24 protein-coding genes are annotated in these 23,842 nt (G+C 58.5%); 11 read left to right on the top strand and 13 right to left on the bottom strand.

Translation table 11 applies throughout. The annotated features are described in order from the left end of the window. Positions 1–4: 4 nt before the first annotated feature. Positions 5–253: a hypothetical protein gene (locus CU100_RS18820; protein ID WP_106718146.1), complete on the top strand. Its 249-nt coding sequence runs from the start codon at positions 5–7 to the stop codon at positions 251–253. Positions 254–403: 150 nt separating this feature from the next. Here CU100_RS18820 and CU100_RS18825 read toward each other — a convergent pair whose 3' ends face one another. Then, positions 404–1,612, bottom strand: coding sequence for a multidrug effflux MFS transporter (locus CU100_RS18825; RefSeq protein WP_106718147.1), 1,209 nt, complete (start codon positions 1,610–1,612; stop codon positions 404–406). A gap of 212 nt (positions 1,613–1,824) precedes the next feature. Between CU100_RS18825 and CU100_RS18830 the strand changes: the two genes are divergently transcribed. The 5 genes from CU100_RS18830 (at position 1,825) to CU100_RS18850 (ending at position 4,331) form a co-directional block, all read left to right on the top strand. Beyond that, positions 1,825–2,520, top strand: a complete 696-nt coding sequence (locus CU100_RS18830) for a TetR/AcrR family transcriptional regulator (RefSeq protein ID WP_106718148.1) — start codon at positions 1,825–1,827, stop codon at positions 2,518–2,520. Between the two features lie 188 nt (positions 2,521–2,708). Beyond that, entirely contained in the window at positions 2,709–3,287 is a 579-nt protein-coding gene (locus CU100_RS18835; RefSeq protein WP_106718149.1) for an SspB family protein, read from the top strand. 7 nt (positions 3,288–3,294) lie between these two features. Next, positions 3,295–3,507: a DUF4169 family protein gene (locus CU100_RS18840; RefSeq protein WP_106718150.1), complete on the top strand. Its 213-nt coding sequence runs from the start codon at positions 3,295–3,297 to the stop codon at positions 3,505–3,507. Next, entirely contained in the window at positions 3,504–3,767 is a 264-nt protein-coding gene (locus CU100_RS18845; protein ID WP_106718151.1) for a ribbon-helix-helix domain-containing protein, read from the top strand. The genes CU100_RS18840 and CU100_RS18845 overlap by 4 nt, the downstream gene beginning before the upstream one ends. A 78-nt stretch (positions 3,768–3,845) precedes the next feature. Then, positions 3,846–4,331 carry a VOC family protein gene (locus CU100_RS18850; RefSeq protein WP_106718152.1) on the top strand — a complete coding sequence of 162 codons (486 nt, stop codon included), beginning with the start codon at positions 3,846–3,848 and terminating at the stop codon, positions 4,329–4,331. Positions 4,332–4,347: 16 nt separating this feature from the next. Here CU100_RS18850 and CU100_RS18855 read toward each other — a convergent pair whose 3' ends face one another. The 7 genes from CU100_RS18855 to CU100_RS18885 form a co-directional block, all read right to left on the bottom strand. Beyond that, the gene (locus CU100_RS18855) at positions 4,348–8,184 is read right to left on the bottom strand and encodes an AsmA family protein (RefSeq protein ID WP_342588322.1); all 3,837 of its coding nucleotides are present in this window, start codon (positions 8,182–8,184) and stop codon (positions 4,348–4,350) included. 15 nt (positions 8,185–8,199) lie between these two features. After that, positions 8,200–8,523 carry a helix-turn-helix domain-containing protein gene (locus CU100_RS18860; protein ID WP_106718154.1) on the bottom strand — a complete coding sequence of 108 codons (324 nt, stop codon included), beginning with the start codon at positions 8,521–8,523 and terminating at the stop codon, positions 8,200–8,202. Between the two features lie 195 nt (positions 8,524–8,718). After that, positions 8,719–10,128 carry an FAD-binding oxidoreductase gene (locus CU100_RS18865; protein WP_106718155.1) on the bottom strand — a complete coding sequence of 470 codons (1,410 nt, stop codon included), beginning with the start codon at positions 10,126–10,128 and terminating at the stop codon, positions 8,719–8,721. Between the two features lie 99 nt (positions 10,129–10,227). Beyond that, a complete protein-coding gene (locus tag CU100_RS18870; protein WP_106718637.1) occupies positions 10,228–10,596 on the bottom strand; it encodes a DUF2185 domain-containing protein in 369 nt (122 codons plus the stop codon). A gap of 8 nt (positions 10,597–10,604) precedes the next feature. Then, the gene (locus tag CU100_RS18875; RefSeq protein WP_146141877.1) at positions 10,605–11,555 is read right to left on the bottom strand and encodes a hypothetical protein; all 951 of its coding nucleotides are present in this window, start codon (positions 11,553–11,555) and stop codon (positions 10,605–10,607) included. Positions 11,556–11,673: 118 nt separating this feature from the next. Then, entirely contained in the window at positions 11,674–12,549 is an 876-nt protein-coding gene (locus CU100_RS18880) for a dienelactone hydrolase family protein (RefSeq protein ID WP_106718157.1), read from the bottom strand. 47 nt (positions 12,550–12,596) lie between these two features. Beyond that, the gene (locus CU100_RS18885; protein ID WP_106718158.1) at positions 12,597–13,508 is read right to left on the bottom strand and encodes a DMT family transporter; all 912 of its coding nucleotides are present in this window, start codon (positions 13,506–13,508) and stop codon (positions 12,597–12,599) included. A gap of 147 nt (positions 13,509–13,655) precedes the next feature. Here CU100_RS18885 and CU100_RS18890 point away from each other — a divergent pair, with 147 nt between their 5' ends. Further along, positions 13,656–14,129 carry an Lrp/AsnC family transcriptional regulator gene (locus CU100_RS18890; protein WP_106718159.1) on the top strand — a complete coding sequence of 158 codons (474 nt, stop codon included), beginning with the start codon at positions 13,656–13,658 and terminating at the stop codon, positions 14,127–14,129. Positions 14,130–14,144: 15 nt separating this feature from the next. Here CU100_RS18890 and CU100_RS18895 read toward each other — a convergent pair whose 3' ends face one another. Continuing rightward, positions 14,145–14,678 carry a glyoxalase superfamily protein gene (locus CU100_RS18895; RefSeq protein WP_106718160.1) on the bottom strand — a complete coding sequence of 178 codons (534 nt, stop codon included), beginning with the start codon at positions 14,676–14,678 and terminating at the stop codon, positions 14,145–14,147. 191 nt (positions 14,679–14,869) lie between these two features. Next, positions 14,870–17,206, bottom strand: coding sequence for a glucose/quinate/shikimate family membrane-bound PQQ-dependent dehydrogenase (locus tag CU100_RS18900; RefSeq protein WP_106718161.1), 2,337 nt, complete (start codon positions 17,204–17,206; stop codon positions 14,870–14,872). Between the two features lie 407 nt (positions 17,207–17,613). Between CU100_RS18900 and CU100_RS18905 the strand changes: the two genes are divergently transcribed. Further along, a complete protein-coding gene (locus CU100_RS18905) occupies positions 17,614–20,055 on the top strand; it encodes an ATP-dependent helicase (protein ID WP_106718162.1) in 2,442 nt (813 codons plus the stop codon). On the opposite strand, the gene CU100_RS18910 is transcribed toward CU100_RS18905, so the two are convergent. The 3 genes from CU100_RS18910 to CU100_RS18920 all read right to left on the bottom strand — a co-directional run bounded on the left by CU100_RS18910 (position 20,016) and on the right by CU100_RS18920 (position 22,006). Then, complete coding sequence (locus tag CU100_RS18910; RefSeq protein ID WP_106718163.1) at positions 20,016–20,699, bottom strand: N-acetylmuramoyl-L-alanine amidase; 684 nt, start codon at positions 20,697–20,699, stop codon at positions 20,016–20,018. The two genes, CU100_RS18905 and CU100_RS18910, sit on opposite strands and share 40 nt — an antisense overlap. 113 nt (positions 20,700–20,812) lie before the next feature. Next, the gene (locus CU100_RS18915; RefSeq protein WP_106718638.1) at positions 20,813–21,295 is read right to left on the bottom strand and encodes a CreA family protein; all 483 of its coding nucleotides are present in this window, start codon (positions 21,293–21,295) and stop codon (positions 20,813–20,815) included. Between the two features lie 78 nt (positions 21,296–21,373). Further along, on the bottom strand, positions 21,374–22,006 hold the full coding sequence (locus CU100_RS18920; protein WP_106718164.1) for a DapH/DapD/GlmU-related protein: 633 nt from the start codon (positions 22,004–22,006) through the stop codon (positions 21,374–21,376). Positions 22,007–22,106: 100 nt separating this feature from the next. Between CU100_RS18920 and CU100_RS27510 the strand changes: the two genes are divergently transcribed. The 3 genes from CU100_RS27510 to CU100_RS18930 are packed head-to-tail and all read left to right on the top strand — an operon-like array spanning position 22,107 to position 23,738. Next, on the top strand, positions 22,107–22,235 hold the full coding sequence (locus CU100_RS27510) for a hypothetical protein (RefSeq protein ID WP_280951622.1): 129 nt from the start codon (positions 22,107–22,109) through the stop codon (positions 22,233–22,235). A 25-nt stretch (positions 22,236–22,260) separates the two neighbouring features. Further along, positions 22,261–22,854 carry an SCO family protein gene (locus tag CU100_RS18925; protein WP_106718165.1) on the top strand — a complete coding sequence of 198 codons (594 nt, stop codon included), beginning with the start codon at positions 22,261–22,263 and terminating at the stop codon, positions 22,852–22,854. Further along, entirely contained in the window at positions 22,854–23,738 is an 885-nt protein-coding gene (locus CU100_RS18930; RefSeq protein WP_106718166.1) for a 50S ribosomal protein L11 methyltransferase, read from the top strand. The genes CU100_RS18925 and CU100_RS18930 overlap by 1 nt, the downstream gene beginning before the upstream one ends. Positions 23,739–23,842: the final 104 nt, after the last annotated feature.

Genomic DNA, 23,842 nt, shown 5'->3' on the forward strand with positions numbered 1-23,842 from the left:
GCCGATGTGCTGCGTGCTCACGGCCCTGCTGGTTACCTTCTTTACGGCTTGGCGAGCGCGGCTCAAAACCATGATCGAGTGCTGGCCGCAGGTGCGGATCGCCACCACATTAGTTACCGCGACGATAGTATTCGTCGCGGTCTCGGCCGTGGCGGCGGAGCACGCGTGGCATTATCTTTCTCGCGCCCAGGCGAATGAACGCACGGTCCTGGCCGAGTTCATGGCGCAGCCGATTTGCCGCGGGAGCAATTGACAGCTCAAGGCGGCATCGATCACCGCAATCTGTTGCCAATTCTGGCGCGGACCGACTTCATTCCGGAAAGGTCCAAGGAATAGAAAAAGGCCCGGGAGATCATACCGGGCCTTGTTCGTCGCACCTATCGAATATCCGATGAGAATCCCGCTATTCTGCCGCGGCTTCCACCTCGACGATCCTGCGGCGGGCAATGGTGGTTTGCGTGACGATCAACGCACCCGTAGCGCAAAGCGCGATGCCCGCCGCCATTGGCAAGGCGGTACCGTCAAAGAACAGACCAGCGACACCCATGGCGAGAGCGGCGGTGACGAATTGCAGCGTGCCCATCAAAGCCGAGGCTGTGCCGGCAATTTCCCCGTGATCCTCGAGCGCAAGCACGCCGGTTGTCGGCAGGACAAGGCCAAGAAAGCCATAGCCAATGAAAAGGAAGGTTGCCATGACCGGCAGTTGATTGAAGCCGAGGCTCATGACCAGGACCATGGCAAGCATGGATAGCGAAAAGCCGGTGACGGCATTGCGCATCACGCGAACGAGGCCGTATCGGGCCCCGAGCCAGCCCGTCAATTGCGAGACAGCGAAGAACGACACGGCATTGACCGAGAAGGCGAAGCTGTACTGGGTGGGTGTCAAACCGTAGTGGTCGATGAGTACGAAGGGCGAGTTCGCGAGATAAACCAGGAAGCTCGAGAGGCCAAGACCGCCTATAAAGGTGAGCGTCAGGAAGTTCCCATCCTTCAACAGCAGGCGATAGGCTGCCATGGCACTGCCCAGACCGCTTTCCGAGCGCGCGTCCTTCGTCCGCGTTTCTTTCAACTGCGCTGAGAGAAGAATCAGGCCGAGAAACGCTGCGATCATGACCGCCCAGAACACGCCGCGCCAGCCAAAGAAGACGATGACGGCGCTGCCTGTCAGCGGAGCGAGGATCGGCGAGATGCTGAAAACGAGCATCAGCAGTGACATCAGCCGTGCAGCCTGCACGCCGGTATGCATGTCGCGAACGATGGCACGCGGAATAACCATCCCGGCCGCGCCGCCGATACCCTGCAGGAAGCGGAAGGCGATCAATGTTTCAACATCACTTGCCAGCGCACAGCCGATACTGGCAACCGCGAACAGCCCTATGCCCATATAAAGCGGCGCCTTCCGGCCCCACATATCAGAAATCGGCCCATAGAAGAGCTGGGCAACTGCAAACGGGATGAAGAAGGCGAGAAGGCTCATCTGCACGGCATTGTTGCTGGCACCGAGATCCTGGCCGATCGATGGCATAGCCGGCAGATACATGTCGATCGCGAAGGGACCGATGGCTGTCAGGAGACCAAGGATGAGGGCAGTACGAAAGAATGAGCTTGTCATGGTGGTGATCTTTCAGAAAAACGGCGCGACGGGACTTGCTTCGCGCCACATCGCTCTCAGGAGAGGTTTAACTGTCGGGAGCCAGCATGAGTGCGCGACATCGGGAGGAAAGCACATTCGGCTGGCGAAAAAAGCCGTGTCAACAAACTTGGACACCCGCGTCAAAACTAGACACCATTGTCTAAAACGTCAAGACGCATTATCTTCTCGTCATGAAAGATCGCGAACAGTCGAAGGCAACCGGGCATACCCAGCGCGGCCAACGCGCCAAACGTATTTCCATATTGGACGCTGCTGCGCAGGTTTTCTGCCGCGAAGGGTTTTCAGGGGCGAGTATCGACGAGATTGCGGTAGAGGCAAGCGTATCCCGCCAGACGATATATAATCACTACCGCGAAAAGGAAACTCTGTTTACGGCAGTGGTCGAGGATATCATGGATCGTGCGAACGCCACGCTTTTCTCCATATTATCGACGTTTCCCGACAAGCCCGACCACCTTGAGGACGATCTGACGGCTTTTGCCATTCGTTTCACCAAGAACTGCCTGTGCAATCAGGACGGCAAGTTTCTTCGCAAGCTCGTACAGTCCGAAGGCGAGCGCTACCCCCACCTTTTTGCGACATGGCGCCAGCACGGTCCCGGCAAGATCGGGGCGGCGCTGGGCGCACTTTTTGCCCGGCTCAGCCACAAGGGCGCGCTCAAGATCGACGATTTCGATCTCGCTGCCCGGCAATTTCTCGCCTTGATCACCGCAGATTTGCAGATGATCACCCTGTTTGGCGGAACGCCTACGGATGAGGAACTTGAGCGCGCTGCACGCAATGCTGTCCAGACCTTTCTGCGCGCCTATGCTGGGCAGATCGGCGAAACAGTATCCCGCGCGCCGGAGCTCGCCATCATCAGCTGACGTTGTCGGATTTGCGCCAATTTGCTTCCAGTTTCGCTCTTTCTGTTCCTCCATTACGGCGGGAAATGCTAAATTCATCCGGTGGGCTGACAAGCAGTCGCAATTCCGCTAGCCATGGGCCATAATGGTTGATGATGACCGCCATCTCCGCTTGACAGGGAGGGGTAAATTCATGGGATAAAGAGTGCATGCCACAGGATATGATCCGCTACGATATACTTGCCCAGGAAGCGCTACGCGGCGTGATCCGGAAAGTGCTTGGCGAAGTCGCCAAGGCAGGTCTGCCCGGCAACCATCATTTCTTCGTGACGTTTCTCACTGGTGCGGCGGGCGTTCGCATATCCTCGCGCCTGCATGAAAAATATCCCGAACAGATGACGATCGTCCTGCAACACCAGTTCTGGGACCTGCAGGTTACGGACACGCTGTTCGAAGTTGGACTGTCCTTTGGCGATGTTCCCGAACGTCTGGTCGTGCCCTTCTCGGCGATTCGCGGATTTTACGATCCTTCTGTCAATTTCGAGCTTGAGTTCGATGTCGAGGTGGAAGAGACCGTGGGCGACAATGACCAGGGTATCACAAGCATAGCCCCCATTCCCCAGGCCGATAAGCCGAAGCTCGCAACGCCGGGCGCCAAGCCGAAGCCGCCGGCAAAGACGCTTAAGAAACCGGTCAAGGCTGCCGATGACAAGCAGGACGCCGACGGCAGCGGAGACAAATCCACCGCCTCCGTGGTATCGCTGGATTCTTTCCGCAAGAAGAAATGACGCGGCCATGGCCGAGCTTGTGAACCTTCGACTGGTAAGAAAGCGCAAGGCCAAAGAGGCTGCGGAGAAAACCGCCGCCGAAAACAGGATCCTGTCCGGACGGACCAAGGCCGAAAAGCAGTTTGATCGGCAAGCCAAGCGCAAGACCGCGCGTTTTCTGGACGATCACCGCCTTGGAACAAGGAATGCCGCCACGGAAGACGAGCCAGGCGGCAAGTGAGCGTCCGCAAGCGCTCCGTTACAATCCGCGGGCACCGCACGAGCTTCTCGCTCGAAGACCCGTTTTATGAAATCATTGCATCGATAGCCGCCGACCGCGGATTGACCCTTGCGGGTTTGATCGCCGAGATCGACGAAGGCCGGGATCGCAATTTCAACCTGTCATCGGCGCTTCGCATCTATGCGTTGAACTGGGTGAGAAGCGACAGCAGGAAAAGCGTCCAGACACCTGTTTCGACTCATGAATATCCCGAACGATAAATTTTCGTCCCGCTGTGTCGGATCGGCGCCGCCTGCTTCGTCCTAGTGATAGTTGCAGCCCTCATGAAAGGAAAAACAATGCCTGCCAAACAAAAGATCACTCCCTGCCTCTGGTTCAATGGAAACGCCGCGGAGGCGATGGATTTTTACATGTCCATTTTCGAGGACAGCAAAATCCTGAACACGACCAACTGGGGCAAAGAGGGAGGCAGCAAGGAAGGCTCACTGCTCGTCGCGACTTTCCAGCTTGCAGGCCAGGAATATATCGCTCTGAATGGCGGGCCGGACTTCCAGTTTTCCGAGGGCATTTCGCTATCCATCGCTTGCGAAACCCAGGAGGAGGTCGATAGGCTGACCGAAAAACTGACGGCCGATGGCGGGCAGATTCGGCCCTGCAGCTGGGTCAAGGACAAGTTTGGCCTGTCTTGGCAGATAGTTCCGACCATTCTTCCGGAGATGCTGCGGGACAAGGACCAGGCGAAAGCCGACCGTGTCATGGCAGCGATGATGAAGATGTACAAAATCGACATCCAGAAAATCAAGGACGCCTACAACCAGGCATAAGCAGTCGATGTCTGCGTTACTGAACCTTCGGTACCGCAGACCGGGGCTCCAGCGTCTTCAGGAACTCGTCCACTGACTGCTTGTCCAACGCGCCGACGCCCGGCGGTGCGGTCCCACCTTGGACAGGCGGTGCCTGTGGGCCCGGGACGGAGGCTGGTGCGGGCTGCGACTGCTCGATCGCCTTGCGCGCGGCATCTTCGGCCGCTCGCCTTTCGTCCGCCGCGCGCTGCTCGGCCGCTCGCTTCTCGTCGGCCGCACGCTGCTCGGCCCCGCGCCTTTCCGCTTCGGCTCGTTCAGCGGCGGCGCGCGCCTCCTGCTCCGCCCTGAGCCGGGCTTCTTCGGCAAGCCGCACGCGTTCGTTTGCACGAGCCTGGTAGAGTTGCACTTCCCGGCGCAGGCGCTGTTTTTCCACAAGCGCCGCCTGCATCGTTTCGACGCGCTGTTGCTCGCGCTCGAGCGTGCGCTGCGTCAGGAATTGTTCGAGCGGCTGACGATTCAGTGTCAGCTTTGGATTGTCCGCTGGACCAGCCAGTGTGAATTCGATGACGGGATCCGCTCCCGCAACGACAGCCTTGCCCGGGTCGAATGCGAGACGCCCCTGCGACGCGACGCTCATATCCGGAAAACTCAGGCGCAGATCAGCACCGAGAGTCGCGGCGTCGCTCTGGAGCTGGAATGTCGATGTTCGCGCGATGCCGCCGGCAATGGTGAAAGCGAACTCTGCCGCTCCGGCATTGAACGTCCCGTTGTAAAGGTGTTGTCCGATAGTGGCGGTTACGGCGGCAGCGTCGACGGGACCTTCCATCGCATCCGCTTCGCCGAGAATTGGTTTCAAGGCATCAGGATTGATGGCATCGATGGCAAGATCGGCGACGGACACAACGCCTGAACCGGCGATGGATTCCATCATCTCCGCAATGGTCGTGCCTGTCGCGTTGACCGACGCGGATATGTTCGCCTGACCCTTCAGCGGTGTCTGCTCGTCATTGCGCTTGTAGAGAGCCTCGAGACTTGTCCGGTCGAGGGAGAACTGCCCCGTTGCAAGCCCGGTGCCGCTGGTGTTGCGCAACTCGAACATGCCATGAAACTCGCCGCCAAGGAGTTCACCCTTTGCGTCCGCCAGGCGCAATGAGCCGTCCTTCAACACGGCGTTCGTCTGGAATTTTCCGATCGTGCCGAGGATACCGGCAGGCGCTTGCGCCGCATTGACCTTCACATTGAAGCTGACCGGAAAGAGCGGTGCGGCAGCGAAACTCTGACTGGGCCAGGCGCTGCGGCCATCCGTATCGAGCGCACTCGTACCGAGCATGAATTGCGCCAATGACGGAAGATCGAGTTGTGCCAGCGTCAGATCGCCTTGGGCCGCAGGCACGCCATTCTCGATATCGAAGCCGAGGCGACCGGCGATTTTCGTGCCGCTCACGTCGCCATTCAGATCGGGTAGCGTCAGCCTACCCTTCGAAAACTGGAAACTGCTCGCCATGTCCACCGGCATTCCATTGCCGAAACCCGGAAATGAATAGCCTGCCGTCGCGACGTAGGGTTCAAGGTCCACGGCCTTGATCGACGCACGGCCCTCGCCGCTGAGTTCGCCGCCTACGGTTCTGAAACTGCCGTCGAGCAGCGCTTGAGCGTCGGAGGACTTGAGCGAAAGCTGCGTCTGCAGGCCCTCGTTCTCGTTGCCCTTCAATGCAAGGTCCGCTTCGAGCTCGCCAGCCATGCCGAGCGGCAGCGCAGGGAGCCCTAAAAGTGCCATGAGCGCCTCGGCATGTTCGCTGCGGGCATCCATCGTCAGCTCCAGCGAACGCAACTTGTCTGTGTTCTCCGTGGTCGTGCCAGAAAGTGTCACGTTCATTCCGCCGGTCTTTCCGGCGGCACTCAATGACAATTCTGACCCGTTTTTGCCGTGCACGGTGTTGGCGAGAACATTCAGGTGGGTTTCTTCGAACAAACCGGGGAAGCGAGCGGCATTTGCGCTGAGGGTCCTGATGAACGGAAACTCCGGGAAGCGCGCCGTCACTGCTGCAAGGAATGGAGCAAGGTTGTCGGACAGGATCGTCGAGTCTATCGATCCCGAAGGTTCCTGCCTGAACGGTTCGAGTTTGCCGGTGGCGGTGATGGTCGTACCCGCGACGTTGCCGATGGTCAGGCGATCAATGTCAAAAACGCCGTCCCTCAGACGAAAGGCGGTATCCAGCGTTTCCGCGACCATCCTGTCATGGGTGACCGGCCCGGCCTTCAGTTGAACGTCGAGATCCTCCCCGCGCAATTGCGGCGAGCCGCCGGCCGATGTTGTGCCATTGTAGCCGAAGATGGCCGCGAAAGCCTCCAATGCATCGGCGTCCAGCGCCCCGCCCTCAAGCGTCAGCTGCGTCAATGGCAGCGACTCTCCCTTGGCACTACGTACCAGCCAACCTTTGAGCGATGCACCGCCAAGCGCCAGCTCAAGATTATCGACCTTCTGCAACTCGTCGTGCAGGCTGACATCGGCGGAGAAACCGGCACCGGGCAAGCGCCGGATAGATTCATCGACCGAATCCGTCAGCCATGCGGCGAGCCCCGAGGGCTGACGCGAAGCGACGAGCAACTGGCCGTCAAAGCCGAAACCTTCGCCAACCTGCAATGTACCCTTGGCCTCGAACTGGGTTCTCCCCGGCAGTTCCGCCTTGACCTGATTGATCTGCCACGCCCCGTTGGCCGGCGCCGCATCGATCGTCACGGAACGGATCGTCGTATCGCCCGCCACAATCGCCGGAAGTTTCAGATCGATGGTGCCGGGAACCGTCGGAATGGGCAGTTGATCCATCAGACGCCGGAAGACTCCCAGCCGCTCCGCCGCAGTGGCCGCATCGGGAGCAGTGCCTTTGGCCTCCTGGGGCTCGTCCTTGAAAGTGACCTGCTGTCCGTCCGCCTTGATTTCAAAGCGAGGATCACTGCCATAGTCGAAAAGTGCGTTGCCATTGACGATATAGGGATCGTCGACTGTGCCCTGTTCCATGCGGAATTCCGGGACGTTGATTTTCGCATGATCGGCCTCGAACCGGCCGGTGACGCGAATGCTCGAAAGCAGTGGCTTTTCGGTTTTTCCGGCAGTCCTGGTTCCCTCGGCAACCGCGACCTGGTCAGCCGAGCGGATGTCGATGTTCCCGGCATATTTGAGCACACCTTCATTGACGGTCAACTCGCCGTCGGTTTCGAACGCCGCCGGTATGCGATCGGGTGAGATGCGTGCACGTACATTCAGCGAACCGTCCGGCTTTACTGCTCCCGTGGAAGCAGAGATGTCGGTCTTGGCTCCGTTGAACAGCAGAGTACCATCGAACTTCCATGGCCCGGAAAGGTCGGATGCCGACAATGACGCGTCGAGGCCCTGGATCGCGCGAGTGGTCCCGGTCGACGCATCCCGAATGACAATGGAACCGTTGGTGATGCGCATGTCCTCGAGCCTGACCTGGGCCGAACGGAACGGCGCTCGGGGACGTATGGCCCAGTCGATGACGCCGTCCTTGTCGATCGATACCTTTGCTGTCGGCTTTTCGATGCGCATGTCGAAGATCAGAATCTGCCCGCGGACGAAGGGCGCAAGTTCCGCATCCATCGAAAACTTCTCGATCGTCATGACAGGTTCGACGCCGGGGTCGCCCACTCTTACGTCGGAAAATGTGACTGAGGGAAACGGCAGGAGCCGCGCACTGGCGCTGCCTGCAACGGTCACGGGACGGCCGAGCAGCGTGGATGCCTCGCGTTCGAAGGACGACCTGTAGCCTGCCCAGTCGACAAAATATGGGACGACCAGTGCCGCGGTCAGCAGCAATACCAGTAATCCGCCAATGAATACGAACAGGCGTGCCAGTGTCCTACTCCGATTCTATGCCGCAAAGACCACAGCGACGCGACCGGCCGTCGTCTTCCGGCGCGCAGGGCCGACGACAATCTTCACATCGCGCCCGAGCCGTGTCAGGCACTCGAGCATCTTCGCTTCACTGATACCCCTGAACTGTCCGCGCAGCATAAGCGACAGTTTCGGTTGGGTGAGACCAAGCACTTCGGCCGCCTGCTGCTGGCTCCATTTCCTGGCTTTGACAATTTCGCCTATCTTAGTTGCCAATTGGGCCTTTACAAGCAACTCTTCGGCATCCTCCATGCCGAGATCGGCATAGACATTGCCGCTGAATTCTTCGATCTCCGTCACGTCTGCTCTCCTTTGGCATGCGCTTCCGCAACCTTCAATCTCTCATATATCACGTTCATGTCGAACTTCGGCGTTGTGATGCCTTCCTAACGAAACGCTATACCTAAATGGGTATAAACACGCAATATCTCAACTATATTATTGTCGTTTCATGACTTCAGACAGCGGTTTAGCTCCCTGAATCTATCTGTCATCCTAAAGCCGTAAGATCTTGCCGGGATTCATGATATTGCCCGGATCGATTGCGCGTTTGATCGCTTCCATGACGTCGACAGCGCCTCCAAGCTCCGCCCGCAGGAATTTTCTCTTGCCCTGGCCTATGCCATGTTCACCGGTGCAGGTTCCATCCATCGCTATCGCCCGCAAATTGAGCCGGTCGACGAACGCCTCGACCTTCTCGATCTCGGCTGGGTCCTTCTCGTCGAAGAGAACCAGGACATGGAAATTGCCGTCGCCCGCATGGCCGACGATGGGCGCGATCAGGCCGCTTGCCTCGATGTCTCTCTCGGTCTCCACGATACATTCCGCCAGACGCGAAATCGGCACGCATACATCGGTCGAAAGCGACTGCTTGCCAGGCGCAAGCGTCATGCAGGCGAAATATGAATTGTGCCGCGCCGACCACAGTCTCTCCCGCTCTTCCGAATTGACAGTCCACCTGAATTCGCCGCCGCCATTGGCAGCGGCGATCTCACCGAAAAGCTCTGCCTGCTCGGACACGCTGGTTTCACTGCCGTGGAACTCTAGAAAGAGATAGGGCGCGGGCTCGTAGTCGAGCTTCGAATAAGCAATCATCGCTCGCATTTCGAGTTCATTGACGAGTTCGATGCGTGCCACCGGAATACCCATCTGGATGGTCTCGATCACCGCATTGCAGGCGCTTTCAAGATCGGGGAAAGCACATATGCCGCCGGAGATCGCCTGCGGAATGCCATAAAGCTTCAGCGTCAGTTCGGTGATGATGCCGAGCGTGCCCTCCGAACCGACCAGAAGCCGTGTCAGATCGTAACCTGCCGAGGTCTTCTTCACCCTTCTCGACGTGGTGATCAGGCGGCCATCCGGCATGACTGCCTTCAGCGCAAGGACGTTCTCGCGCATCGTGCCATAACGCACTGCATTGGTGCCGGAAGCACGGGTTGCCGCCATGCCGCCGAGGCTGGCATTGGCACCCGGGTCGATGGGGAAAAACAGCCCGGTGTCGCGCAGGTATTCGTTCAATTCCCTGCGGGTAACGCCGGGCTCGACGACGACGTTGAGATCCTCGCTGTAAACCTTGAGAATACGATTCATCCGCGAAAGATCGATCGAGATGCCACCCGCCGGCGCATTGACATGGCCTTCGAGAGACGTACCCGTTCCAAAAGCGATGACAGGAACACCCCACTCACTGCACAGCCGCACGATTTCCTGCACGTCTTCGGACGATTCAACGAACACGACGAGATCGGGTGCCTGATTTGGCACATAGCTTGTCGTATGGGCGTGCTGTTCGCGGATGGACTTGCCTGACTGGGCGTTGTCACCAAAGCGCTTCTTCAGGATCGAAACAACCGTTGCGATACCGTTTTCGTTGCGCAGCAAAGCTTCTGCATCTGCCAATGCCATTCCCGTCTCCACCCATGCGGACGTCCATATCGTATGCATTTTCGAGGAATGCACACGACTTGTCCAGTTGTAACTCTCTGTGATCAATTGTACGGCGATCTACTCGTCGTCATCCTCATCGTCTTCCCCGGGCTGCCAGTCGGTCACGGCGACGAAGCGCTCCTGTTCACCGGTTTTTTCGAACACGCTGCCCACCGGTGCGTCCAGAAGAGGTATGATGCTGGGATCATAATTGGCGATCGTATTGACGTCGAAGATACCGCTATTATCCGGATCTTCCATATAGTCATCGCTCTCGAAGCCGGAGAGGAAACGCCAGCCGCTATCCATTTCGTTGTCCGGATCTTCGCGATACATGAAGCGAACCGGATAGCCATCGATCGTGATCGTATCCGTCGCGATACAGCCGCCATAATTACGGATCAGTGGCCGTATCTCATTCTTGGTGAGTCGGTAGCTTTTCTCCATGGCCAATTTTAGTTGATCGTCATGGATTTGGCTAGTTTACGGAAGCGCTCGGAATATTTGTCCTTCTCGCTCTCCTTCACGATCAGGATCGCCCGCACGTATCGGCTGGTTTCAAAGCGCGCGATCTGCGCGACATAGAGCGGCTCGCCGCTGGCGGAATCCTTGCCGCTACCGTCGATCTCGACCCATTCCGCGCCGTTCGCCTGAGAACTCGTTTCATTGTTGGATTGTACATCCTTGATCCCGGTCAGTGACGCGAATGCCTGTTTGGCGAAATCCATTCGCAACGAGGGCTCCGGAGCCGTGTTCAGATTTGACGCAATGATGATCATCGGCTGGGACGGGTTCGTCGCAATGTCATTGGGCCCATCCGTCAAGAGGTAGGTCGCCCCTGCAATCACGCGAACCGGCCGGAAACCGGCGGTGTCCGACAATTTGAACGGCAAGGCCGCAACCTGCTCGTCGAGGCTGGGCGGCGTTCGCACCGCTATCGTCCGCAGGGCAGTTTCGACGTCCGCATCGCTCAAACCGCCAGGTACGCCATCAGGAATCTGCACCGTCACCATGGCTGTGGTGGTCTTGGCACCGACCAGAACAACCCACTTCCGGTATTTGATTCCCGCCGCAACCTGGCTGCCGCGAATGAGCTTCGATACGACTGCCCCCTCGACCGGCCAGTTTTCCGCCGGGCCGGCCTCGATGCCGGTCTCGCGCAAACCTTCAGGATTGAATTTCGCCGCGAGCGCGGCATAGGCATCGGTGGGAAGTTCGGTTACAACGATGGAAGTACCCTTGGCCGCATCTTCGAACCCGCTGAAATTGGTCGACAGAACGACGCCGGGCGGCGGCACCAGTCCAACGCCGGAGCCTCCCGGGAACACCGGCTCCTGCGCAAATACCGGCTGGACGATGACCAGCATCGACAGCGCAAGGCTCATGACAAGGGCAACAACTCGCATCAGGGACATTCCTTCTTTCGACCAGAAGTAATGGCCTTGGAACGATCCCGCAAGCGCTTCGCTCGTTCTTCGATCCCGGCCGTCAGCCCCGATACTTTTTAAACAAGGCTCCGGCCGTTCAGGCCAGATTCTTTTGAAAGAAGGCTATTGTGCGGCTCCAGGCAAGATCGGCCGCACTCTTGTCGTAGCGCGCTTCCGACGTGTCATTGTTAAATGCATGGTTTGCGCCGTCATAGATATGAATTTCGAACGTCTTGCCATTTTCCTCAAGAGCTTTCTTGTAGGCCTCGATACCGGCATTGATCCGGGTGTCCAGTCCCGCATATTGCAGCAGCAACGGCGCCTTGATCTTCGCGACGTCCTCGGCTTTCGCCTGGCGGCCATAATAGGCAACCCCCGCATCGAGATCGGGAGAGTTGACGGCAAGGTCATTGACCATGCCGCCGCCCCAGCAAAAGCCCAAGGCACCGACCTTGCCTGTCGCTCCCTTGTCCTGCTTGAGATAGTTGATGGTGGCGACGCCCTGCGCAATCGCGGTTTTCGGATCGAGGGCGCCGATCATTTCCCGCGCTTTCTCCTCGTCACCCGGTGTGCCGCCGGCAGACGACAAAAGATCCGGGGCCAACGCTACGAACCCTTCAAGGGCAATGCGCCGGGTGACATCGCGAATATGCTCGTTCAGGCCGCGGTTCTCGTGAATGACGATTACAGCAGGAAGCTTGCCGGAACGTTCCGCGGGGCTGACGCGATAGGCCTTTATCTCACCGGCGGGCGAGGAGAAAACCATGTCCTTAGTGCGAAGCCTCGGATCGTCTATCGCGATGATGCCGGCCTGTGCGGCATTTGCCGCCAGCATCGGAGCGATGATCGCCGCAGCGGCGCCGGAACCGGCGAGCCTTGTCAATTTGTCCATGAAGGCACGGCGGTCAAGCGAAAGATGGGTATACTCGTCATAGGCTTCGACCATCGCCTGGGTGATTGTCGGCTTGTTCATAACTTGCTTCCTCCGAGGCGGTGGAGAACGAGGCGTGCGTCCTCGCATCAATATTTGGCGCGATGCGAAAGGACACCGGTTGAAAGGGCAACGCCAAGTCCGGTGACCAGTGCTGCGACAATCTCCCAAACGCCGACCGTCTCGTCAAGGAATATGGCGCCGCCCAAGGCAGCGAGCACCGGAGTCAAGGCGCTGAACGCGGCTGCCTGGCTGCCGCCAAGCGAACGGACGGCGATACCGTAAGCCAGCATCGCGGCAAGACCCGACAGAATGCCCTGGCTGAGAAACTGCAGGCCGAGTTCAGGCAGCGGCACCTCGAGCATAGAGCTGCCATAGACACCTGCCAGGCCAAGATGGATGAGAAACGACCAGATCGCGATCAGCGCACCACCCTCAAGGGCGGTCAGGCCTGAACGCTTGAATGCATGCGTATAGGCGGCCCAGAGCAGCGCACCGGCGGGCAAAAGGACGAAACTGACCCAGGTGATCTCATGGTCGTTCAGCGCAAGCACAAGGAGAATGGCAAGACCGGCGAGGATGGAGGCAAGGCCGAGCCAGCGCGTGAAATCCGGCCGCTCGCCAAACAGCAATACGCCGATAAGCGCAGCGGCAAGCGGCATCGAACCACCGAGCAAGACGCCAACAGCGGAGGCGGGCGTCGAATGAATGGCAAAGGTGGTGACCTGAAAGAACAATGCACCAGCGCCGCATACCATGACCGCTAACAGGGCAAGCGGAACATCGCGGGGGACCAGCCCAGTCTTCAGCCACACTGGTGCCAGGACCAGCGCCGGCAGACCGTATCGGACAAGGCCAAGGTCGATGGTTCCCATATGCGTGCCGCTGCTATGGCGGGTAGCAATGATCCAGGTTGCCCAGATGAGAACGGTGATCAGAGCACCGGCATAGCCTGTGGCAAGGGAATTGGACTTCCTTGATTCTGAACTGAGAGCGACCATCGGAATATCCTTTTCAAAACTGTCTGAATTGTTTCGGTTGAACGGCAGGATAGTTCGAATGGCGTGAGCATGTCCTTGCAAGTTGATGCCACGCCAGCTAGTGCTTCAGCAACTTTCCAGATAATCATGCGCTCTTTGAGGTTGATTATGCCAAACATTGATAAATTCGACATCGGGATACTCGAAGCGCTCCAGGAGGATGCCAGGGCGACGAATGTCGAAATCGCCGAGAGGGTGAACCTGTCACCCTCGCCTTGCCTGCGCCGGATCCGCAATCTCGAGAAGTCGGGTGTCATCCGCGGCTACCGCGCGGACATCGACCGCAAGGAAGTCGGTCTCGGTCTCACCGTGTTCGTCGAGATCAAGGTCGGCCAGCACAGCCGAGAAAATTCGGATGCGCAACAGGCGGCGCTGATTGCCATGCCCGAAGTGACAGCGGCATTTCTTATTTCCGGCACGGCAGACTTTCTCGCCGAGGTGGTTGTCGAAGACTTGAGCGCCTATGAGCGGTTCCTTACCGAGAAGCTGTTGTCACTTCCGGGCGTTGCGGACATCCGATCGAACTTCGCCATCCGCACAGTGAAAACGGGAGCTCCCTTGAAGCTCCCGCAGAGAGGATAGATCTGTCTCGTCAAACTACTCGCAGAACGAGATACGATTGCTGAAAGGATCGATGACCATCACCTCTCGTCCCCAATCCTGCTGTTCAATATCGGGTTTCATGAAGCGATAGTTTTTGGAGTGAAGTTCTTTATGCAGCGCATCAATACCCTTCATGCGGACGAAGACGCGCGCGCCCGGGCTGGCGTCTCCGGAATGCTCACTCAGATGCAGCGTGAGTCCCGAGCGCGAGACCTGACAATACAGGGGGAAATTATCGCCAAAGCGATGTTCCCAATCGAGCGTGAACCCGAGAAAATCGAGATAGAATTCCTTGGCCTTCTTCACGTCGAATATCCGCAGGATCGGAATAGCCGGCCCGAACGAAGCGGTGACACTCGTCGTTGGCGACTCATTTTCGATCTTCGCCGAAAGGACGTTCCAACTGTCGAAGCCGAATCCAGCCGCGACGAGTTCCAGCCCCTCGCTGTGGGAAATTTCGATGTTCTTTTGCTTGAGTGCCTGGCGCAGCGACTTGGCGATCGTCTTGGCGTCATTGAATGTACGCATCGTTTTTCCTTTGCATACGGTGAACGAAGAAAATCGGTGCCCGCATTGCCGACCCGTTCACCAATCAAAGGATGAAACGACGTTTTTTTCCGATACATTCACCTTGAGCCGTCAGGCCCGCGAGCGGCCGGCTGCATCTGCCGCCTCAATTGTTAGAGGCGGTTTGAAGCGCAGTCAATCCGGCCCATACCCTAGTTCGGCAGCGTATAGGCGATGACGTAGTCGCCGGGCTTGGTCCCGACCGAGCCGTGCCCGCCAGCGACGATCACCACATATTGCTTGCCGCCGAGAGCGAAGGACATGGGGGTAGATTGGCCGCCTGCCGGAAGGCGGGCTTCCCAAAGCTGCTTGCCGCTCGTCACGTCATAGGCGCGCAGAAAGTCGTCGACGGCTGCCCCAAGGAACGCCACGCCTCCCGCCGTAATGATGGGGCCGCCGATACCTGGCACGCCCACCTTGAACGGCAGGGGCAGCGGCGAAGAATCCCGGACGGTACCATTGCGGTGTTTCCACGCGATCTTGCCGGTACGCAGGTCGGCGCCAGCCACATAGCCCCATGGTGGAGCCTGGCACGGGAGGCCGAGGGGCGAGACGAACGGGCCCATGTACACGGCGTATGGCGCTCCCTCATTGCGGTTGAGCCCCTGCTCGCTGCCCTTGGCGGCGGCGTCTGGCGGCGGCACTTCAGAGCGTGGGACCAGTCGTGACGTGAAGGCAAGATATGTCGGCATGCCGAACATGATCTGACGCTCGGGATCGACCGCGACGCCGCCCCAGTTGAACACTCCGAAATTGCCCGGATAGATCAACGAACCCTCGAGGGATGGCGGCGTATAACGTCCCTCATAGCGCAACCTCAGGAACTCGATGCGGCAGGCCAACTGGTCGAACATCGAGACACCCCACATGTCCTTGCCTGTCAGGGGCGGTGGCATGAAGGTCAGATCGGAAACCGGCTGTGTCGGCGATGTGAAATCACCTTCGATGGCGCCGGTCGGCGCCGGCACTTCCTTGATGGGCAGGATGGGCTCGCCCGTGCGCCGGTCAAGCACATAGATGTCGCCCTGCTTGGTTGGACCGACCAGCGCGGGTATGGCGCCGGTGGCCGTGTTGATATCGACGAGAGTGGGCTGCGCCGGTATGTCCATGTCCCACAGGTCGTGGTGAACTGTCTGGCGGACCCATCGCAATTGCCCCGTATTGACATCGAGCGCCACGATCGAAGACGAGAATTTCTCGACATTCTCCGAACGCCCGGCCCCGAGCTGATCGGGAGTCTGGTTTCCGAGCGGCACGTAGAGTAGACCGAGCTTCTCATCCACGCTCGAAACCGACCAGCTATTGGGTGAATTGTGCGTGTAGGTCTGCCCATCCGGCAAGGGCGTCGTGACATCGGGATTGCCTGAATCCCAGTTCCAGACAAGCGCACCCGTATTGATATCGAAGGCGCGTATGACGCCGGATTGCTCGTGAATGGAATAGTTGTCGTTTACCGCTCCACCGACGATGATCTTACCCGCGGCGATCACCGGCGGCGATGTCGAATAATAATAACCCGCCGGATTGTACGGCATGCCTTTTTCAAGATGCAGCGTGCCCTTGTCGCCGAAAGACGGGCATACCTGGCCGTTTGCCGCATCGAGGGCGATCAGGCGCGCGTCAGATGTTGGCAGGTAGACCCGTTCCGCACAAGGCTGGCCTGGTTGCACGGCCGGATCGGCATAGTAGGAAACGCCGCGGCATGTCTGGTGCTGACGATCAGGATTGAGCCCGACATTGGGATCGAACTTCCACTTTTCCTTGCCGGTTGCTGCGTCGAGCGCGATGGCCCAATTGTGCGGCGTGCAGAGGTAAAGCGTATCGCGCACCTTGAGCGGCGTCACCTGATAAGTGGTCTCACCAACGTCGTCGGGAAGTTTCACGTCCCCGGTCTGGTAGGTCCAGGCCACCTGCAAATTATTCACATTGTCCGGCGTGATCTCCTTCAGGGGTGAATAGCGCTGGCCATAAGGTGTGCGACCATACTGATGCCAGTCATCGGCGGCGACATTACCGCCGAGATCAGGTGAAGCGACGATCACCTCTTTGCTAAGCTCACCCGTGATTTGCAGCGGATCCTCCATCATGGAGTAACCCGCAACCACGAGCGCCGCGAAGACCGCCAGCAGCAGGGGAACGGCCGGGCCCCACGAGGCACGCCGTGTGCCTTCGCCCGCATTCAATCCCCGGCGAATCCAGGGCATGAGCAGCCAGAGCCCGAGCAGGATGATAACGCCGCCGCGTGGCGCAAGCTGCCACCAGTCGAAACCGATTTCCCATATCGCCCACCCGAGCGTGCCGATGACGAGCAGGGCAAATACCAGCAAGGCCGATGTGCGCCTGCGGAAGAGAAGGTACGAAGTGAGGAGAAAGGCGAGTGACGCGACGATGTAGTACCAGCTGCCGCCAAGCAGAGCGAGCCAGACACCTCCCGCACCGAGCGCCGCACCGATCAGAAGAAAAACAAGAGCTGTCAGAGTGATTGCCATGCGTGGGTGTCCTTTTCCAAGCCAGGCTCCATCAAGTAAAGCGCCATAGCAGCGAGACTTTCAGTGGTAGGATGCTCACGTATCAATGTGATACGCTGCGCACGGTTCCTCGCAAATCACCGTTTTCGGCTGACGTGAATCTTGGCAGAACCTAAATCTCCATCGATTTTCCGGCGGATGACAGCGAATGCGTCAAGGCATGCCAGAATTGCTTTAACAGAAGAATCGCTTTCAGGTTGTAGCTTAGGTCGTAGTCCAAATGGGTAAGCCTTAAATTCGGGAGGTGCAATATCGCGGCCGGAATTTCATCAACCGGTCAGGTAAACAACAGCCTCCAATTGCAATTGTTCTCTTTTTGTATCGCATTTATCTGGTTTTTCGGTCCCGAATCACTACATTGGGTTCAAATGTCCGGATTGCCCGACGATATTCCAATTTTTGACGAAGCTGATGTGCCGCGCCAGCCTTCGGGTATAGCTGCACGCGCCATGCAGGCGCGCGGTGCGCCACCTTATCTGAGCGGCCTCAATCCCGAACAGCGACTGGCGGTCGAAACGACGGAAGGGCCGGTACTCGTCCTGGCTGGTGCCGGTACGGGCAAGACCCGCGTTCTGACGTCGCGCATCGCCCATATCCTGTCGCTCGGCAAAGCCTGGCCAAGCCAGATTCTTGCGGTGACCTTCACCAACAAGGCAGCACGCGAAATGAAGGAACGTATCGGCGTTCTGGTCGGCGGTGCAGTCGAAGGCATGCCTTGGCTAGGCACGTTCCACTCCATCGGCGTAAAGCTGCTACGACGCCACGCCGAACTCGTTGGGCTCAAGTCCGATTTCACCATACTCGACACGGATGACGTGGTCCGCCTGATCAAGCAGATCATCCAGGCGGAAGGCCTCGACGACAAGCGCTGGCCCGCCAAGCAGTTTGCGCTCATGATCGATGGCTGGAAGAACAAGGGCCTTGGTCCCTCCGAAATACCCGAAGGCGACGCCCGCGCTTTTGCCAATGGCAAGGGACGCGAACTCTATAGCGCATACCAGAACCGCCTTAAGACCCTGAACGCCTGCGACTTCGGAGACCTGCTCTGCCACCCGATCCGCATGTTCCGGGCTCATCCGGATGTGCTCAAGGAGTATCACGCTAAGTTCCGCTATATCCTCGTCGACGAGTATCAGGATACCAATACAGCCCAATATATGTGGCTACGACTGATCGCGCAGGGTTCCAAGAACGTCTGTTGCGTCGGCGATGACGACCAGTCGATCTACGGATGGCGCGGCGCGGAAGTCGACAACATCCTGCGTTTCGAGAAGGACTTTCCAGGCGCCGTCGTGATCCGGCTGGAGCGTAACTATCGCTCGACCGCCCATATTCTCGGCACCGCTTCTTTCCTTATCTCGCATAATGAGGGACGCCTCGGCAAAACCCTGTTTACAGACGCGGCCAATCCTGAAGACGCAAAGGTCAATGTACACGCTGCCTGGGACTCCGAAGAGGAGGCTCGCGCCGTCGGCGAGGAAATCGAGCAGGCCCAGCGCAAGGGCCACAAGCTCAATGACATGGCAATCCTTGTGCGCGCCTCGTTCCAGATGCGCGAATTCGAAGACCGCTTCGTCACGCTCGGCCTGAACTACAGGGTTGTCGGTGGCCCCCGCTTCTACGAACGTCTCGAAATTCGCGACGCGCTGGCCTATTTCCGCGTTGTCGCGCAAGGCGCTGACGATCTTGCGCTCGAACGTATCATCAACACGCCGAAACGCGGGCTGGGCGAAGCAGCGATCCGGCAGGTGCATGATTATGCGCGTGCGCGCGATATCAGCATGCTCGATGCTGCAGCCGATCTCGTGCAAACGGAAGAGTTGAAGCCCAAGCCGCGCTCTGCCATGCGTGAAGTCGTGGAGAATTTCCAGCGCTGGCAGGCACAGATAGATTCAACACCGCATACGGAACTTGCCGAGAAAATTCTTGACGAGTCCGGCTATACGGCCATGTGGCAGGCGGATCGTTCCGCGGAAGCACCGGGGCGGCTGGAGAATCTTAAAGAACTGATCCGCTCCATGGAAGAATATGAGTCGCTGCGCTCCTTCCTCGAACATGTCGCGCTGGTCATGGATGCCGAGCAGAACGAAAACCTCGATGCTGTCAACATCATGACGCTTCACTCGGCCAAGGGTCTGGAGTTCGAAACGGTGATCTTGCCTGGTTGGGAAGAAGGCCTCTTCCCGCACCAGCGTGCCCTGGATGAAGGCGGTCGCTCGGGGCTCGAGGAAGAGCGCCGCCTCGCCTATGTCGGGCTGACGCGCGCCAAGAAAAACCTGCATATCTGGTTTGTATCCAACCGACGCATCCACGGCCTCTGGCAATCGACCATTCCTTCCCGCTTCCTCGAAGAACTGCCCGAGGCGCATGTGGAGGTTGTGGCGGGCGGCGATTCGTATGGCGGCTATGGAGGACGGGGCGGCTATGGCCAATCCCGCTTCGACCGCGCCGATCCGTTTGAGAACACCTATTCGACCCCGGGCTGGCAGCGCGCCCAGCAAAACCGCTCCGATGCAACCCGCAACAACTGGGGCTCACGGTCCGGTTCCAAGGTGGAGCGCATCGGCTATGGCGAGACGGATTCGGTTCTCGGCGCCGGGCGTGGCTCGGTCAAGGGCCGCACCATCGATGGCGAACTGGTGGCGAAATCCGTCAGCGAGACGCCCTCGAATTTCGACGTTGGCGACCGCGTGTTTCACATCAAGTTCGGCAACGGCAATGTCTCGTCGATCGAAGGCAACAAGCTGACGATCAACTTCGACAAGGCCGGTCAGAAGCGCGTACTGGACAGTTTTGTGAAATCGATTTGAGCTCGCGACCTAAATTGTTGCGGATCGGATGTCTCTCTCGCCGTCGCCCTGAACGCTTCCATGTCCCAGGCGGGCCCGGGATCAGACTTGCGGCCAGGCGCGATGTCATCATGGCCCATAATGTCTACGATGGCATATTCACGGCAGATGGCTCGCGCGGCCGCGATGGCGGCCTCGACCTGCGCAGCCGTGAAGACCTCCCAGCCGCATGAGGGCACGCCGAACTTGTGCCGGGCCTCGATGACCTTCGATGCGTCAACCGCAGCCCCGGTCCAGGACGTCCAGCCTGTATTGCCTTTGTGAAGGGGGCCCCAATTTTCCATTTCGATGCCAATGGCGCTGTTGTTCAATCCGGAGTAATGGACCCCGTTTTTGGCTGTCCATTCACTCTTGCCGGCATGCCATGCGACAACATTGAATGGCACGCATTGCGTAACCGAACCATCGCGCCGGACCACCAGATGAGCCGAGACATTGGCGGCTTTTTTCGAGAAGTATTTCGCGATATCAGTGTCAGGACCGCTCGCCGTATAGTGCATGATAAGGAATATCGGTTTCAACGCGCCGGCGGTATTAGGCGAAGCGAGAAAATCCGCATTCGAGATGCCGGTGCCCAGCCTGTGGTTCCTTATTTCAAAATTCATGATCAAACCTTTCTGAAAGTCCGATCAATCCTGAAGCAATTAAGATTGAATTCCTATTAGCCAATGGTCTAAGTTGCTTGCTTTCCTGCAATGAATCCCAGGCGCCAGGGCAATTATTCCGGTTTTCCTCTGGACCAGCTGACATTCCCGGCAAAGAGCGGGATTGTCGAGATCGACGTTTTGGCCGAGCCATCCTGTACCTGTGATGCGTGCGCGAGGTAGATCAACGCGTTATTCGCCTTGTCGTAGATGCGCGTGATGACGAGCTTCTTCCAGATGAGGCTCGTGCGTTCGGAAAAGACGCGCTCGCCCCCTTCGCCAAGCGCGATGTCGTCGATGGTGATCGGGCCGGTCTGCTGACAGGAGATCGAGGAATTGGACGGATCTTCGAACCAGTTACCCTTCTGCAGCCGGTCGATAATGCCTCGTGAGAACGATGCGAGATGACAGGTGACGCCTTGGACCTTCGGGTCTGTTACCGCGTCGATGACGATATCATTGCCGAGCCAGTCAACGCCGACCTTGCCGACCTCTTCAGCCTGGACGGGCAGGACCATCGCGCCCGTAAGGGCCATTGCAGCAAGAAAGCGCTTCATCATCAGGTACTCCAGGGGGTTCGTTTGGCAAAACACAATTGGATACGCAGTGGTTCGATTACAAGCGAAGGCGGAAACTCAACCTTCCCATTTGGACAGGAAATCCTCGATGCCAAGCGACTGAATATCCGGGATGGCTTCAAAGAGCTTTTCGTGTGGCCAGTCCCACCAAGCCAGCCGCTCCAGCCGCGCGGCGATCTCCGCCGGGAAGCGAAGGCGGATCAAGCGCGCTGGATTGCCTGCGACTATCGTATAGGGCGCGACATTCTTCGTCACCACCGCATTGGCACCTATGACTGCTCCATCACCGATCTGAATAGCCGGCATGACAACCGCACCATGCCCGATCCACACGTCATGGCCGATGCTCACGCGCTTCGCCTGCCGCCGGGCCCGGAATGCGCCGTCCACACCGCGGTACTTGAAGAATTCGTTCGGCCGGTAGCTGATCTTATGCGTCGTCAGCCGCTCCATCGGGTGTTCGAGCGCGTTAATGCGGACATTTGCAGCAATCGAGCAAAACCGCCCGACATCGGCATATATTCCTTCACAATGCCGCTCGAAATAGGTGAAATCGCCGGCAGTCACATCGCGCAGGATGACGCGTTCGCCGACCTCGGAAAACTTGCCGAGCTTGACGGCCTTCAGCTGGGCGCTTGGATGGATGCGCGGCTGGTCGTTCGAGAAGCGCGGATCGTCAGTATCTGCCATATTGTTTTCTCTATCTTCAGTGGGCAATTCTTTTGCATAAAGCCGGGCAAAATCCTATAATCAAGGCATGAAAACATCATCGCCCACCAGCACGCCGAGAATGATGCTTTACGCAGCGCTTGCGCTCGCCGCTTCCATAGTATCGGGGCTTACCTTTGCTGCATGGTTCAACAAGGGTGATTCCATCTTCCTTTCCCTCGTCAATGCGGGACTGGCCTGGTGTATGTAGGGTCACGGCTCCAGGGTAACCATCCATGAACAGACGACTGCTGCCTCTTCTGATCGTGGCAATCGGCTTGCTTGCCATTGCTGCCGGCTGGATTGCCTTCCAGGCGTCGCGCCAGCCGGCGAACGGCAGCCAGGGACCTTTCGGCACACCGTTCCAGCTCACGACAATGGATGGCGAGCCAATCACCGAGGCCGCATTCCGGCAAAAGCCGTCGGCGATATTCTTCGGCTTCACACATTGTCCGGAAGTCTGTCCAACGACATTGTTCGAGCTGGATGGCTGGCTCAAGAAACTTGGTACCGAGGGCACGGAAATCAACGCATATTTCGTCACCGTGGACCCGGAGCGGGACACGGTTCCCGTCATGAAGTCCTATGTGAGCAATGTGTCTGACCGCATAACCGGCGTGACCGGCGATCCTGAGAAAATGGCGGCGATGCTGAAGGGCTACGGAGTCTATGCCCGGAAGGTCCCTGTCGAAGGCAATAATTATACGATGGACCACACGGCATCGATTTTTCTGCTGGACAGCGAAGGCGGCTTCTTCGGAACCATTGCCTATGGCGAAAATCCTGATACGGCTGTCGAGAAACTGAAACGTCTCGCACTAGAGTCCTGATGACCACCCAGACCCGCCTATTCGTTACCGCCGGCAAGATCGAAGCCGAGCGCATCTTCACGATGCTCGAACGTGAGTTCGAGGAGGACGGTCTGCCCGTCTCCAACGCCGAGATCGATGAAGACCGCGAAATATTCGAGGTTTCCGTCTACACGTTCGAGCCCGACGAAATCGAGCCGCGCATTCGGGATGTGCTCGGAAGCGATGCATTTGGCCTTCAATTGCAGCGCGAGCAGGTGCCGGATATCGACTGGGTCGCGCATTCGCTCGAGGGATTGAAGCCTGTCCGTGCCGGGCGTTTTTTCGTGCACGGCTCGCACGATAGCGGCAGGCGCCGCGTCAATGAACTGGGCATCGAGATCGACGCCGGACAAGCGTTCGGGACCGGCCACCACGGGACGACCTCCGGCTGTCTCGACATGATCAACGACGTGATCCGCCGGGAACACCCGCGCAATGCGCTGGACCTTGGAACGGGAAGCGCCGTTCTCGCCATCGGCATCGCCAAGCTCGCCCCTATTCCGGTGCTTGCGACAGACATCGATCCCGTCGCAGTCGCGGTGGCTCAGGAAAACGTGGTGAAGAACGGCGTCGCGGCCCGGGTGCATACTGCGACGGCAACCGGTTTCCATCACCCCGCAATGCGTGCCGCCGCGCCGTTCGACCTGATTGTCGCAAACATCCTTGCCCGGCCGCTCATGCAGCTTGCGCCAGGGATGCGCAAGCATCTTGCCTGGGGAGGCTCGCTCATCCTCTCGGGTATTCTCGAGACGCAACGGGAAAAGGTTCTCGCAGCCTACCGCGTGCAGGGCCTGTTTCATATGAAGACCCTGCGCCGCGAGGGGTGGGTCACCCTGCATCTGAAGGCCAAAGCGACGTTTTAAAACTTTTTCTGGGTGACGTTCCCACATTCCAATTGACAGCTCTGACGGTTTCACCCCGATCAGCCACGCGTGCCGGCGGGAAATCCCGATGGAGACAGGCGAAA

It is taken from the genome of Phyllobacterium endophyticum (assembly GCF_003010935.1).
GTDB classification, from domain to species: domain Bacteria; phylum Pseudomonadota; class Alphaproteobacteria; order Rhizobiales; family Rhizobiaceae; genus Phyllobacterium; species Phyllobacterium endophyticum.